14 protein-coding genes are annotated in these 13863 nt (G+C 61.8%); 9 read left to right on the forward strand and 5 right to left on the reverse strand.

Going from position 1 to position 13863, the window contains the following annotated elements; genetic code table 11:
• Positions 1–2 precede the first annotated feature (2 nt).
• From LG281_RS09915 to LG281_RS09930, 4 genes are all read right to left on the reverse strand, one after another.
• Entirely contained in the window at positions 3–875 is an 873-nt protein-coding gene (locus LG281_RS09915; RefSeq protein WP_404400199.1) for a carbohydrate ABC transporter permease, read from the reverse strand.
• A 214-nt stretch (positions 876–1089) separates the two neighbouring features.
• Complete coding sequence (locus LG281_RS09920) at positions 1090–2400, reverse strand: ABC transporter substrate-binding protein (RefSeq protein WP_404400202.1); 1311 nt, start codon at positions 2398–2400, stop codon at positions 1090–1092.
• Between the two features lie 191 nt (positions 2401–2591).
• A complete protein-coding gene (locus LG281_RS09925; RefSeq protein WP_404400204.1) occupies positions 2592–3563 on the reverse strand; it encodes a sugar-binding transcriptional regulator in 972 nt (323 codons plus the stop codon).
• A gap of 59 nt (positions 3564–3622) precedes the next feature.
• Positions 3623–4108: a sugar transferase gene (locus LG281_RS09930; protein ID WP_404400206.1), complete on the reverse strand. Its 486-nt coding sequence runs from the start codon at positions 4106–4108 to the stop codon at positions 3623–3625.
• A gap of 465 nt (positions 4109–4573) precedes the next feature.
• On the opposite strand from LG281_RS09930, the gene LG281_RS09935 reads away from it, so the two are divergent.
• The 9 genes from LG281_RS09935 to LG281_RS09975 all read left to right on the forward strand — a co-directional run bounded on the left by LG281_RS09935 (position 4574) and on the right by LG281_RS09975 (position 13627).
• Positions 4574–4882, forward strand: a complete 309-nt coding sequence (locus tag LG281_RS09935) for an ArsR/SmtB family transcription factor (RefSeq protein ID WP_404400208.1) — start codon at positions 4574–4576, stop codon at positions 4880–4882.
• Positions 4883–4979: 97 nt separating this feature from the next.
• Positions 4980–5639, forward strand: a complete 660-nt coding sequence (locus LG281_RS09940) for a GNAT family N-acetyltransferase (RefSeq protein WP_404400210.1) — start codon at positions 4980–4982, stop codon at positions 5637–5639.
• Positions 5640–5792: 153 nt separating this feature from the next.
• Positions 5793–6773, forward strand: coding sequence for a metal ABC transporter solute-binding protein, Zn/Mn family (locus LG281_RS09945; RefSeq protein WP_404400212.1), 981 nt, complete (start codon positions 5793–5795; stop codon positions 6771–6773).
• Between the two features lie 82 nt (positions 6774–6855).
• Entirely contained in the window at positions 6856–7662 is an 807-nt protein-coding gene (locus LG281_RS09950; RefSeq protein ID WP_404400214.1) for a metal ABC transporter ATP-binding protein, read from the forward strand.
• Positions 7662–8789, forward strand: a complete 1128-nt coding sequence (locus tag LG281_RS09955; protein ID WP_404400216.1) for a metal ABC transporter permease — start codon at positions 7662–7664, stop codon at positions 8787–8789. The genes LG281_RS09950 and LG281_RS09955 overlap by 1 nt, the downstream gene beginning before the upstream one ends.
• Before the next feature lie 3 nt (positions 8790–8792).
• On the forward strand, positions 8793–9947 hold the full coding sequence (locus LG281_RS09960) for a metal ABC transporter permease (RefSeq protein ID WP_404400218.1): 1155 nt from the start codon (positions 8793–8795) through the stop codon (positions 9945–9947).
• A gap of 869 nt (positions 9948–10816) precedes the next feature.
• Positions 10817–11632 carry an ABC transporter permease gene (locus LG281_RS09965; protein WP_404400220.1) on the forward strand — a complete coding sequence of 272 codons (816 nt, stop codon included), beginning with the start codon at positions 10817–10819 and terminating at the stop codon, positions 11630–11632.
• Positions 11633–11804: 172 nt separating this feature from the next.
• Positions 11805–12827, forward strand: coding sequence for an ABC transporter substrate-binding protein (locus LG281_RS09970; protein WP_404400222.1), 1023 nt, complete (start codon positions 11805–11807; stop codon positions 12825–12827).
• A complete protein-coding gene (locus tag LG281_RS09975) occupies positions 12824–13627 on the forward strand; it encodes an ABC transporter ATP-binding protein (protein WP_404400224.1) in 804 nt (267 codons plus the stop codon). Before LG281_RS09970 ends, LG281_RS09975 begins: the two co-directional genes overlap by 4 nt.
• Here LG281_RS09975 and LG281_RS09980 read toward each other — a convergent pair.
• Positions 13617–13862 (reverse strand): hypothetical protein, encoded by a 246-nt coding sequence (locus LG281_RS09980; protein ID WP_404400226.1) that lies wholly within the window; start codon positions 13860–13862, stop codon positions 13617–13619. The two genes, LG281_RS09975 and LG281_RS09980, sit on opposite strands and share 11 nt — an antisense overlap.
• Position 13863: the final 1 nt, after the last annotated feature.

Here is a 13863-nt window from a genome sequence, read left to right on the forward strand (position 1 = left end):
GCTTACGCCTCCAGGTTCTTACCGACGATGCGAAGCAGGAAGATGGCAACGATGTTGGCGAGGATGACCGCCACGATGCCGCCTGCGGATGCCAGGCCCACGTCGAATTGCAACAGGCTCTGGATGTAGATGAGGAAGGTCAAATTGGTCGTCGATGTCCCCGGCCCGCCATTGGTGGTGACGAGGATTTCCGCGAAGACCGAAAGCAGGAAGATCGTCTCGATGAGCATCACCACGGTGATCGCGCGCGCCAGGTGCGGCAACGTAATATAGAAGAACATCGAGAACGGACCGGCGCCATCAAGGCTCGCGGCCTCGCGCTGGTCCTCATCGAGCGATTGCAGCGCAGTGAGGATAATCAGCGTCGCGAACGGCAGCCATTGCCAGGCGACGATGATGATGATCGAGACGAGCGGCAATTGCGCCAGCCAATCGACCGGCTGAAAGCCGAAGACACGCGCGAGCCAGGCGAAGAAGCCGTTGACCGGGTGCATCAGCATGTTCTTCCAGACGAGAGCGGAGACAGTCGGCATCACGAAGAAGGGCGCGATAACGAGAAGGCGCACGATGCCCTGTCCGAAGATCGGCTGGTCGAGCAGAAGCGCCAGAAGCGTCCCGCCGACGAGCGTGATGATCAAGACGCCGCCCACGAGATAGAGCGTATTAAAGAGCGCCGTCCAGAAACTGGGGTTGGCAAAGAAATAGCGGTAGTTCTCAAAGCCGGTGAAATACTCCATCCCCGGCATCAAGAGATTATAGCGCTGGAAGGAGAACCACAGCGTCATCGAAAGCGGGACCAGCATCCATGCTAAAAGCAACAGAACCGCCGGCGCCATCATGAAGCGTGCCGCTGTTTGGGTATGAAGCGTTGCCATTTTTCTCCCTCGCGCCGCTCGTTGTTGTTTGAGGACAACTTTGACTGGCGCCGGTTGTCACGTTTGTTGGTCGGATCGGCTTCGCCGGTGCCCCGTCCTCACCCCCACATGGTGAGAGGGCAGGCCGGCGTGGGGCCAATATCGATTGCCGCCCGAAACAGCTAGGGGCCGGCACGGCGAACGCGCCGGCCCCTGCGGAGGAGCATGCCACCACTTACTCGTAGTAGCCGCTGCGTTCCATTTCCATGCGGGTCACCTGCTGGGCCGTCTGAAGCGCCTGCTCGACGGTTGTCTGCCCGGCAAGCGCGGCGGAGAAGGCTTGGCCGACCGCCGTGCCGATACCCTGGAATTCAGGAATGGCGACGAACTGACCGCCGGTATAGGGCGTTTCCTCCACCGAGGGGTGCTCGGGCGTTGCAGCGTTCATCGCCGCAAGGGTTTCGTCGGCAAAAGGCGCTGCTTCGAGATAAGTCGGGTTCTCGTAAAGCGAGGTTCGCGTTCCCGGAGGAACGTTGGCCCAGCCTTCTTCCTCGGCCACCATCTCGATATAGCTCTTGGACGTCGCCCAGTTGAGGAACTGCTTGGCTGCATCGACATTCTCTGAACTCGAGGGAATGGCGAGCGACCAGACCCACAGCCAGTTGCCGTGGTTGTCGAGATCCTCATAGGTCGGGAAGAGTGCGTAGCCGACGCTGTCGGCGACCTGCGATTCCTCGGGGTTGGAGACGAACGAAGCCGCGACCGTGGCGTCGATCCACATGCCGCATTTGCCCTGCTGGAAGAGGGCTAGGTTCTCGTTGAACCCGTTGGACGAGGCGCCCGGAGGGCCCGCATCGTTCATCAGGTCGACGTAGAATTGCAACGCGTTGCCCCATTCCTCGCCGTCGAATGTGGGCTCCCAATCCATATCGAACCAGCGGGCGCCCATCGAGTTGGCGAGCGCGGTGATAAACGCCATGTTCTCACCCCAGCCAGCCTTGCCACGCAGGCAGATGCCGTAAAGTTCGTTATCCTTGTCGGTGATCTGACGCGCCGCGTCGGCAATGAAATCCCACGTAGGTTCAGCGGGCATCTCGAGCCCGGCGCCTTCGAACAGGTCCGTGCGGTACATGATCATGGCACTTTCGCCATAGAACGGCGCCGCATAGAGCGTGCCCTCTACCGAAAGCGCGTCGCGCACGGCGGGCAGCAAGTCGTCGGTATCGTAGTCGGCGCCCATGTCGTCGAGCGGGGCGAGCCAGCCCTGCGCGGCCCAAATCGGCGTCTCGTAGGCACCGATGGTCATGATGTCGTATTGACCGCCCTGGGTGGCGATGTCGGTGGTGACGCGCTGGCGCAGAACGTTCTCTTCAAGCGTGACCCATTCGAGTTCGATGCCGGTTTCCTCGGTGAAGCGGTCCGAGAGCCCCTGCATACGGATCATATCGCCGTTGTTCACCGTCGCAATGGTGAGCGACTGGGCCTGCGCCGTCGCCGCCATAGCCACGAGCGACACCGACCCGAAAACGAGTGTGCGTAGTTTCATCAGGTAAATCCTCCCATATGCCCAACTTGAGCATTTGCTATACGCATGAGCAATTACTCAACATCTGCGCACGAATGTCAAGGGCATTTTCTCAACGCATGGGCAAATGCGCACCTTTGGCGTACAGGTCACCGGTCACCGGACCTGCAAATCGGATATGCCAATCCCGCGAGATCTGAAGAAAATGGACCTTATGCGAGCAGCGCCCGCGCGGTGTCCTCGTCGGTGATGAGCCCGTTGACCAGGCGCCTCCGCAGGGCGGCCCGGATCGCTTCCACCTTGCTCTCGCCCTTGGCGGCGGCGATGACGAGCGCATGCGCACGATCCGGTAGTGGCGCGCTGGCGACGCGCTCATTGATCATCCCGTCAACGAGTTGTCCGTCGGCATCGTAGGTCCACCCCAGAATCTCCCCTACGGCACCGACCTTCTGGAGTGCGGCGAGTTCGTCGTGGGTGATGAAGCCGTCATCGTAAAGCGGCGCGTCAGGCCCCAGATCGCCGACACCGACAATGGCAATCTGCACATTACCTGCGCGCTCGAGCGTACGTCCGATACCGGCCTGTTCATGTAAAAGCGCCCGCTCACCAGCACTTGCGGCGATCACCGGCAACGGCATCGGGAAGCTCGGCGCACTGACCTTGTCGGCGAGGGTGAAAACGACGTTATAGAAGGCCGCAGAGCCATCCGGCGCAATATTTCCGGTCAACGAAACGATGCTATGATGGGGGCAATCGATGAAGGGCAGTTGCTCGACAGCGGCCTTGAGGGTTCTGCCGGTACCGATCCCCATAGTCACCGGTTCGCTAGCGGAAAGCACCTTCTCAATCCGCGCGGCAACCGCTTGAGCAATGCCGAGCGTCGTATCGGGATGACCAGGATCGGAAGGAACGACCTCAACCTCATCGAGGCCGTACCGCTCCTGAAGCCTCGCAGCATAATCCATGCACTGGGCGATGGGATGATCGAGCCGAACCTTTACCAATTTCTCGCTGACCGCAAGCGACACCAGCCGCTGGGCGGTCTGGCGCGACACGCCGAGCTTCGCGGCGATTTCGTCCTGCGTGTTGCCAGCCACATAATAGAGCCAGCCCGCACGCGCCGCGTCGTCGAGCTTGGTTTTATTGACGTCTTTCGTCTTGCCGGAATCGGGTCGGCGGGCCATTGGCGATCCTCCAAGCCGACCTTTATACATCGCCAAGGTGCTTTGACCAGACGGCAAGGCTATCGCCGGCGCTTCCCCGTTCTCGTCAAGCCCAACGCCTCACAGATGGCAGCGCGGGCAATTGCGGCATCACGTGCAAGCGAAAAATGCTCGATATAGTCGAGGTCCAGGGCTCGCTGCGCTTCAGCGATTGGTGCCTTTGGCGTAAAGAGCCCTGGCCGCATCGTATGCGGCGCGCCCGGATCGCGGTTCGGTCGTGGGCCGATGAGGGACAGCTCTCCGCGCAAGACATTGAAAAGCAGCGGCATATCCTCCAGACCGGATTGGGCAAGAAATACCGAGAGCCGCCGCGCGAGCGGCGAGCGTGCCGCGGGCCTACCGAAACGGTATAGCCGGATCATACGCCCACTCTCGCCCATGCATGCCTCGCTCCTTATTGCCTGACCGCCAGTTATGAGAATGGCGATAATGACAAGAAGGATAAACGGGGCGAATGAGATGAGCGCCAAAAGGCTTACAACGCGGTCGAAGCCGTGTTTGATCAAGAGCTCCAACGCCCTTTGCCGTTTGGATTTCGCGGATAAAATACCGGCCGGTTGATTTCGGTCGATTGCCGTGCGCGCCCAGGCGCCAGAGTTTTCGTTTAGCATGCCCCCCGCCCGCGTTTTATTGCGAACTATTCAGCATGGAAGACCCCATGCTTCATACCAAAAAAAGTCTGCCACGAGTTTAATCAGAGAAACATATGTATCGGGCCGACCCATACAATCCCGAACCCTTTACACAACTCAATGGGCGCCAATTACCCTCACGTATATGATTGAAATAAAATACAAAACTTCACCCATACGGCATGTTATCCCCATAGTTATCAACAGGTCGTATTTGCACCAATAAGAATGCTTGCAAGCGGCGTCAGCTACGCCAGCGGCATTGCCGACCGCCATATGAACGCCTATTGATATCAAATAAAGCGGGCCGGAAAGACCCGATATACCGGAGAGATTTCGTTGGCCGAACCTCACATCGCCGAAGCCGACATCAGCATCATCGCCGAAACATTCAGGCTTTTAGGCGATCCTACTCGCCTACGGATCCTCCTCGTTTGCCTCGACGGGCCGCGCTCCGTGGGCGAGATTGCGCAGACGGTGGATGCATCGCAATCGCTGGTCAGCCACCATCTGCGGCTTTTGCGCGCCGCGCGGCTCGTGGTGGGTACACGCAAGGCAAAACAGGTCATCTATGAGGCGGCGGATGAACATATTCGGCACATGTTGACCGATATGATCGCGCACAGCGCGGAAGAGCCGGATCACTAAGCAGGTATTCTCGGCTTCACCAACGAATACCTGCTTAGAATACCCTTCGACACTTCCTCCGGCGGAGCTTTCCGCCGCGATCCAGGAGTTTTGCGACGTGGCAACAGCGAACGACAATATTGCACACCTTGATCTGGGCAACGGGTTCGCCCTGCGCCGGGCGCGGCGGGACGATCATCACACACTCAAGGAGATCTGCCTCAAGACGGGAGACTCGGGCGCCAACGCGAGCGAAATTGAAGACGACCCCGATCTTCTAGGGTTGATCTATGCCATACCCTATCAGGTTTTCGAGCCCAACTATGCCTTCGTCCTGGAAGATGTCGAGGGCGTATGCGGATATGTCCTTGGGACACCCGATACCGAGCGGTTCGAAAAGCGCCTGCTTGCCGAATGGTATCCGCCATTGCGGGCGCATCTACGCGATCCCGGGCCCGACCGGTCGGCGTGGCAAGGCAGTGATTGGGCGCGATATCACATCCACCATCCGCCCAATCTTACCCATCCCGCGCTCGCGGCCTATCCCGCGCACGGGCATATCGACCTGCTGCCGCGCGCGCAGGGGGCCGGGCTGGGTGCGCGAATGATCGACATTCTGACCGACCGGTTGCGCGCGGCCAATGTCGAGGGCATTCACCTGGGGGTCGCTCCGACGAATGCGCGAGCGGTCCGGTTTTACGAGAAGATCGGGTTTACACGCCTGCGGGGCACGGACGTGCCGGATGACGCGCTCTGGATGGTCAAACCCTTGCGATAACACGCGCGACCGAACATTCCCTCGAATGACCCGCCGCCCATTCAACATCGCACAGTACTTGCAAATGGTTCGCATTTGCATTGACAGACGCATACGAGTTCCGCTAAGCAAGCACCATTGACGACGAACCCGACAGAGGAAAAAAGCGCCGCCATGTCCCTTGCACGACCCCTTCTCGCCTCCGCTCTTCTTGCTAGTACGACTGCATTGCCGTTAACGGCCGTTGCGCAAGACGCCCCGCTCAACGTGGTCTCGACCATCGGCATGATTGCAGATGTGGTTGCCAATGTCGGCGGAGAATGCGTGGAGTCCATCGCGCTCATGGGCCCCGGCATCGATCCCCACCTTTATCAAGCCACGGCACGGGATGTTCAGACCTTCCAGGACGCCGAGTTGATCCTTTATTCGGGCTATTCGCTGGAAGGCCAACTCGGCGATGTGCTTGAAAGGTTCTCCGAACGCACGCCCACCGTTGCCGTATCGCCCGCGTCGATCCCGCCGTCGGACCTGATCTCGGTCGAGGATATTTACGGGATCGATCCCCACCTTTGGATGGACGTCTCGCTCTGGGCGAAGATCGCGCCGACCATTGCCGGAAAGATCGCGGAGTTGCGTCCGGGTTGCGCCGATGCGGCAAAGGCCAACGCCGAAGCTTACGTCTCCCAACTCGCGGCACTCGATGGTTGGGTCGAAGAAAGCATCGCGTCGATCCCCGAGGAGCAGCGCATTCTTGTAACCGCGCATGATGCGTTCAATTATTATGGACGCGCCTACGATATCGAAGTGGCTGGCATCCAGGGCATCAGCACCGAGTCCGAGGCCGGTATTGCCGATATCCGTGAGATGGCCGAAACCGTCGCAGAACGGGACGTGCCGGCCGTCTTTATCGAAAGCACGATTAATCCACGGACCATTCAGGCGGTGATCGATGCGGCGGCGGAACAAGGCCATACCATCGAGATCGGCGGCGAGCTTTATTCGGACGCGATGGGCGCAGCCGGGACCGCCGGCGGGACCTATATCGGGATGATCTATGAGAACACGCGGCACATCACCGAAGCCCTCGGTGGAACGCCCGCGCCCTTGCCCGAGGTGCTTTCGGACTGGGCCGAAACGTGGGGCGTTACCGAGTAGCGATGTCCGGCGCCATTTCAAGCCAATCGGAAGCGCAGGGCCCGTCTCTGCGCTTTCGTGTGAACGAAAAGGTACCCTCACCGTGACCCAACTGCACGAACCCGATCTCGCCGTCCATGTCGAAGACCTGACGGTCAGCTACCATTCCAAGCCGGTTCTCTGGGACATCGATTTCGACGTGCCCCCGGGGGTGATGGCGGCGATCGTGGGGCCGAACGGGGCAGGGAAATCGACGCTCATCAAATCGATCCTCGGGCTCGTACAGCCGACGGCAGGGCATGTGACGATCTTCGGACGGCCGTACAAAGCGCAACGTCGGCGGGTGGGGTACGTGCCGCAACGGTCGAGCGTGGACTGGGACTTTCCCACCACCGCACTCGATGTGGTGACGATGGGGCTTTACGGCCAGCTCGGCTGGCTCAGGCGTCCGGGCAAAGCCGAGCGTGCCGAAGCGCTCAATGCGCTGGAGATGGTCGGCATGCAGGATTTCGCTGACCGGCAGATCAGCCAGCTTTCGGGTGGCCAGCAGCAGCGGGTGTTCCTGGCGCGGGCGCTCGTGCAGCAGGCGGATGTCTATTTCCTCGACGAGCCGATGGCGGGGGTGGACGCGACGACGGAACGGGCCATTGTCGATATCTTGAGGACGCTGCGGGACCAGGGCAAGACCGTGATCGTGGTTCACCACGACCTGCAGACGGTCAAGAGCTATTTCGACTGGCTCTTGATCGTCAATGTGCGCGTCGTGGCGCAGGGGCCGGTTTCGGAGGTCTATACCGCAGCCAATCTGCGCAAGGCTTATGGCGGGCAGATCGCGCTTCTGGAGGCCGAGAGCTTTCTGGCGGACACGCCGCAGGCCGAGGTGGTGCCGATGAGCGGCGAGCGCCCGTGATGGACCTCCTCTTCGATTATACGATCCAGAACGTCGCCATGGGGGCCGCGCTTCTTGGGATCATATCGGGGGTTCTGGGCAGCTTTGCCGTTTTGCGCAAGCAAAGCCTTTTGGGCGACACGCTCTCGCACGCGGCGCTGCCGGGCGTATGCCTGGGGTTCATCATCGCCGGGACACGGGATATGGGCGCGATCCTTGCAGGAGCGCTCATAACCGGGGCGGCGGCGGCGCTCTTTATGTTGCTTTTGACCCGCAACAGCCGATTGAAGACCGATTCCGGACTCGGTACGGCGCTCAGCGTCTTCTTCGCGCTCGGGGTCGTGCTTCTGACCTTCATCCAGAATTCCGGCAATGCTTCGCAAGGCGGGCTCGACTCGTTCCTCTTCGGGCAGGCCGCGGCAATCCTAAGGAGCGATCTTTGGGTCATGGGCGGGGTGACGCTTGTCGCGTTGGGGCTGGTTGCCGCGTTCTGGAAGGAGTTCAAGCTCGTGTCCTTCGATCCGGTCTTCGCGCGTTCGCTGGGTTTTCCGGTCATCGCGCTCGAGGTAACGCTGACGGTGATGATCGCGCTTGCCGTCGTGGTCGGGTTGCAGATGGTCGGCGTCGTCCTGATGGCGGCGATGGTGATCGCACCGGCGGTCGCGGCGCGGCAATGGGCGAGCCGGCTCGAAACCATGGTGCTGCTCGCCGCGGCGATCGGGATGGCGTCGGGGATTTCCGGCGCAGTGATCAGCGCGATGGGGCGCGGGCTTGCGACCGGGCCTCTGATCATTCTCGCAGCGTCGGCCGCCGTCGTCGTCTCGCTTCTGATCGCGCCGGGGCGCGGGCTCCTCTGGGAGGCGATGCGGCAGGCGCAGAACCGCAAGACATTGCGCGGACAGCGCGTGCTCACCACGCTCTACCGCCTCGCCGCGCATCACGACAACCCGGACTATCCGGCGGAAGAAGCCATGGTCGACGCCTATCACGGGGTGGGCACGACGCGAGCGCTCAAGCGGCTCGAAGCGCGGGGCCATATCAAAAAGGTCCAACACGCGCCGGAAGCAACCCCGCACTGGGCGCTGACGCCTTCGGGAATCGCAGAGGCCGAACGGGTCCTCGCCGATCTCGGCAAGCAGGAGGGGTAGACGATGCTCGCAGCATTTTTCGACAACGTCCCCCTGATGATCATGCTCACCGGCGCGCTGGTGGGGATTGCGGCAACGCTTGTCGGCACCTTCCTGGTTCTGCGCGGGAACTCGATGCTGTCGGACGCGATCAGCCATTCGATCGTCTTCGGCATCGTCGTCGTCTGGCTTTTGACCCGCCAGCAAAGCGGGCCGGTGCAGATCCTCGGCGCGGCGCTGACGGGTGTTCTCACCGTGTTTCTCACCGAACTTCTGGCCAATACGCAGAGGGTCAAGAACGACGCGGCGATCGGGATCGTGTTTCCGGTGCTGTTTTCAATCGGCGTGCTTTTGCTCAACCTCTACGCGCGGGACATCCACATCGATGAACATACCGTGCTTCTGGGTGAGATCGGCTTCGTCTGGCTCGACACCTTCGACGTCTGGGGATTGCACATTCCCCAATCGCTCGTCTGGATGGGCGCGATGACGCTGGTCAACCTCGCCTTCGTCACGCTCTTTTACAAAGAGCTCAAGCTTTCGACCTTCGATACGGCGCTGGCCAAGGCGCTGGGGTTCGCGCCGGGCGTGATCTTTTATGCGCTGCTGGCTTTGACGAGCGCAACGGCGGTCGCGGCGTTCGACTCGGTGGGCGCGGTGCTGTTCATCGCCTTCGTTATCGTGCCGCCCTCGGCTGCCTACCTTCTGACTGACCGGTTGTGGCTGATGCTGGTCTACGGTTCGCTCGTTTCCATTCTTTCGAGCGTTTCGGGCTATTATCTGGCTGTCGTTCTCAATGTTTCGATCGGCGGGATGATGGCGGTGATGACGGGGGGTTTCCTCACCCTCGCCTTCCTCTTCGGACCGCGCTACGGGCTCATTGCGCAGGTGATGCGGCGGCGAAACCAGGCGCTCGTCAACGAATGCCGCACGTTGGCGGTACACCTTTTCAACCACGAGGGCCGGCCTGAAGCGGAAGAGGAGAACGTCACTGCGGCGTTACGCGAGCACCTTTTGTGGGGCGAAGCCAAGGCGCGCGCCGTGCTGATGCGCAGCTACGACCAGAAGCTCATCGAGCGGCAGGGCGAACTGCTTGCGCTTACCCCGCGGGGACGCGCGCTGGCGCGGGACATTCTCGAACCCTGGGCGCAAGGGACAGGCACGCAGACAATGCGATAAACGCCAGCGTTGGCCAGGCGCGCCGAAGCGCCCTCCGGCGGTTGCCTCGGGTTCAATCAGAATGGGCGGTATGCGGCGAGACGTGGCCTCATACTGTGTAGATATATAGATGCGAGGCACGCCTCGCCGCATACATCCGGGATTTTCGGCTTATGGGTACCCCGCCGGGGACGATCCCCTCCCTCTTTCGAGGGTATGGCGCGCTGAACTGACCGGGCGTCCCGGGGTCGTGTCGCCTTGGCGCGAGTGAGCACCCTTTGGGCCTCCGCTGGAGCGACCTCCATCGGACCCGAACCGGCCTACGGACACACCCGGAGCGCCGCGGGACCAAATGAGACCTTGGCCCGGCCCCACGCTTCCCGTCTCTCCGTTTCTGCCCTCACCGGAAGCTCGTATGCATCCTCGCCCTTGGTGCGGCCGTGAGAGGAAGTATGGCAGAGGTTTTAGGGGCGGGGATAAGTTTGGGGTAAAAATTTGAAATTTAAGGGATTTTTTTTGTTTCTCTAACTTGATGAAAAGGGGACCGGTGGCCGGCACAGCTGCTTGTGGTGCCCCACAGAGGATTTGACGGATTCACACGGCAATCGTAGCTGACGGGTCGGTCACAGGCACGGTCTTTCCTTCTCCCCTTGAGGGAGAAGGTGGGCCTTGCGCCGCGAGGGTCGGATGAGGGGTGCGCGCCAGCGACAAGGCACTGACGCCTATGTTTTTTAAAGCGCCGCAAGCACCCCTCATCCGACCGCTTCGCGGCCACCTTCTCCCTCAAGGGGAGAAGGGAAGCCGTGCGTGGGGCAAGCTCGTACCTCAAGGAGGCGGAAAACGTGCTATCCACGGGATCAGTCGAATCCGGCCCGCCAAAGGATACTGCCATGGCCAAGCCTTCCATCCGCTCCGTTCTCGCACGTCAGATCGATCGACCGGATATGGTCGTGATCGCGGCGAGCCGGATCGGTTTTCTTGCGGTTCTCGTCGCGCTGTGGTGGCTCGCCTCGATCAATGTCGCGCGCAATATCATCCCCTCGCCGGCCGCGACGCTGGAGGCGGCGGGGCGGCTTGTGTCAGACGGGGCATTGCAGAGGGCACTGTTCGAAAGCGTGTCGATCTATCTTTCGGGCTATGCGCTCGCTATCGCTGCCGCCATCCCGTTGGGGGTGGCGATGGGCGGGTTCAGACTTCTGGGCAGGACGCTCGAGGTTTACGTCTATGCATTGTCGGCAACCCCGCGGGTCGCGTTCATCCCGTTGATCATCGTGCTTCTGGGGCTCGGGGGCGAAGCCAAGATATTCATCGTGTTCCTCGGGGCGGTAATGCCGATCCTCATCAACACCTATGCCGGCGTGCGGCAGGCGGACCGCGACCTCGTCGAAATGGCACGGTCGGCCGGGGCGGGGCGGATGCGCATCTTTACCGCCATCGTGCTGCCCGGCGCGGTGCCCTACATCATCGCCGGGCTGAGACTGGGGGCGACGATCGGGCTGATCAATACCGTCGTTGCCGAACTCTACACGGCGGTTCAGGGGCTCGGCGGATTGCTGGCGATCTATGGCAACAGTTTTAGAATGGCGGAGTATTTCGTCATCGTAATCGCGCTCGCCGGGCTCGGCGTGATCGTGACTGAGGCGCTGCGCTACGTCGAATTGCGGTTCGCGCGCTGGCGGCGCCAAGAGCCTGACTCAAAAGTCTGACGGGTCGGCTTGGCGGGCCTTTATTGCCCAGAAGCAGGGGGGAATTTTAGCCAATATGTCCAATATTGCCCAAAATTCCCCCCTGCTTCTGACCAAAAATACCTCGCCAATCCTCAACCGCAGACTTTTGGGTCAGGCTCTAACGGCACATACAAAAAGGAGACAACCGCTCATGCTCAAACTCAAGCTCTTGCCGATGGTCACGGCACTGGTGCTTTTCACCGGCACCACGCAGGCGCAATCGGATGCGCCGTTCCGGCTGATCGTCACCCATCTCGAACCGCCGCTCGTGCCCAATTCGGTGATGGATCTGGCCGAGACGCTGGGCTATTTCGACGCCGAGGGGGTGGATGTGGAGCTGGTGCGGGTCCAGCAGACGCCCTCCGCGCTCGCCGCGCTGCAAGCCGGCGAGGGCGAGATGGCCAATGTCGGGGTCGATGCGCTCCTGCAGATCATCGCCGGCGGCGCCACGGATTTCCGCGCGGTGATGTCGCCCAACACATCCCTGCCCTTCCTGATCGCGGCCAAAGAGGAGATCGCAACGCCCGAAGACCTCGCTGGCGCGGTCTTCGGGGTCGGCCGCGTGGGAAGCCTCGACCATGCGCTTTCGACACTCGTGCTCGATAGCCTGGGCGTCGATATCGACGAGACCGAGATCGTCACCCTCGGCCAGCCCAGTGTTCGGGCGCAGGCGCTGGCGGCGGGCCAGGTCGATGCGACGACCATGTCCATCGGGGTGTGGAGCGAATTGCCCGACACCTCCGGCCTGCATGTGCTTGTCGATCAGGCGACCTATTTCGCGGGCGCGCCGGTGGTGAACAAGGTCAACGCGGTGTCCGGCGACGTGCTCGCGGAGCGGCCCGAGGATGTCGCGGCGGTCATTCGCGCGATCACCAGGCTCAGCCGCGATTTTGCAAACGACCCGCAGCTATGGGTCGATGCCATGGCCGAGGCGCGGCCCGATGTCGACCGGGACGTGCTCGCGATGTTGGCCGAGGCCTTTACCGGAAGCTGGCGCGTCAATGGCGGGATGAGCGCGGACGACCTCGCCTATACCGCCGATTGGCTGTATGAGACCGAGGATTTCGCCGGCCTGCCGCGCCTCGAACTGGACCAATGGGTGGCGTTCGGGCCGGTGGACGCGGTGCTCGAGGAGCTCGGCGTCGACGATGCCATGGACCCCGCCGACCGATGAGCGGCGGGCTGACCTTCGAGGGCGTGACCAAGCGCTTTGCCCGGCCCGATGGGGAGATGGTGACCGCGCTCGACGCGGTCTCGCTCACGGTTGAAGCGCAGACTTTCGTGGCGCTGATCGGACCGTCGGGGTGCGGCAAGACCACCGCGCTGCGCATGGCCAACGGGCTGATCCAGCCTGACGCGGGAACGGTGACGGTCGGCGGGGCGGCGCCCGAACCGGGTCCAGGCATGGGCTTCGTCTTCCAGGAATTCCGGCTGATGCCCTGGGCGACGGTTTTGGCCAATGTCGCATTCGCGCTTGAAGCGCTGCCGCTCTCAAAGCCCGAGCGGCGTGACCGGGCGCGGCACTATCTCGCGCTCGTGGGGCTCGGGCGTGTGGCAGAAAGCTATCCCGGCCAGCTTTCGGGCGGGATGAAGCAGCGCGTGGCGCTGGCGCGGGCGCTCGCGACCGAGCCGGGGGTGCTGTTGATGGACGAGCCCTTCGCCAGTCTCGACGCGCAGACGCGCGAATTGATGCAGGGCGAGCTTTTACAGATCTGGATGCGGCGCAAGCCCACCGTTTTGTTCGTGACCCACAGCGTTGACGAGGCGCTGATGCTGGCCGACAGCGTGGTTCTCTTGGGCCAGGGCCGTGTGCTCGAACGCTTCGATGTCGATTTGCCCCGGCCGCGCGGGCTGGCGGCGACACGGGCCGATGCGCGGTTCATCGCCATGCGCGACCACCTCTGGGCCCGCATCCGCGATCTCGTGCTGACCGATCCAAAATCGGAATTCTTCGGACGGGATCTCACGAGTTGATCCGCCCCGCCGTCTCGGCAGCGAGACGGCCCTCGATCCATTTGCGGAACTGCCTGATTTTTGCGGACTGGCCTTTGACCTCCGAGTGAACCAGCCAATAGCTGTACTCGCGTGTGGCGAGGATGTCGAAGGGCTGGACGAGGAGGCCCGAGGCAAGTTCTTCGGCGCAGGCCACTGGTTCGAGCCCGGCGGGATTGCGCCCCGGTCGCAGGACGGTAGACTCTGTGGGAATCACT

The sequence above is a fragment of the Pelagibacterium halotolerans genome (genome assembly GCF_044811015.1).
In the GTDB taxonomy this organism is placed as follows: domain Bacteria; phylum Pseudomonadota; class Alphaproteobacteria; order Rhizobiales; family Devosiaceae; genus Pelagibacterium; species Pelagibacterium halotolerans_A.

Coding starts and splice junctions, on each gene's coding strand:
- LG281_RS09915 (WP_404400199.1), bottom strand. CDS start 875: ATGGCAACGCTTCATACCCAAACAGCGGCACGCTTCATGATGGCGCCG.
- LG281_RS09920 (WP_404400202.1), bottom strand. CDS start 2,400: ATGAAACTACGCACACTCGTTTTCGGGTCGGTGTCGCTCGTGGCTATG.
- LG281_RS09925 (WP_404400204.1), bottom strand. CDS start 3,563: ATGGCCCGCCGACCCGATTCCGGCAAGACGAAAGACGTCAATAAAACC.
- LG281_RS09945 (WP_404400212.1), top strand. CDS start 5,793: ATGTCCCTTGCACGACCCCTTCTCGCCTCCGCTCTTCTTGCTAGTACG.
- LG281_RS09955 (WP_404400216.1), top strand. CDS start 7,662: ATGGACCTCCTCTTCGATTATACGATCCAGAACGTCGCCATGGGGGCC.
- LG281_RS09960 (WP_404400218.1), top strand. CDS start 8,793: ATGCTCGCAGCATTTTTCGACAACGTCCCCCTGATGATCATGCTCACC.
- LG281_RS09965 (WP_404400220.1), top strand. CDS start 10,817: ATGGCCAAGCCTTCCATCCGCTCCGTTCTCGCACGTCAGATCGATCGA.
- LG281_RS09970 (WP_404400222.1), top strand. CDS start 11,805: ATGCTCAAACTCAAGCTCTTGCCGATGGTCACGGCACTGGTGCTTTTC.
- LG281_RS09975 (WP_404400224.1), top strand. CDS start 12,824: ATGAGCGGCGGGCTGACCTTCGAGGGCGTGACCAAGCGCTTTGCCCGG.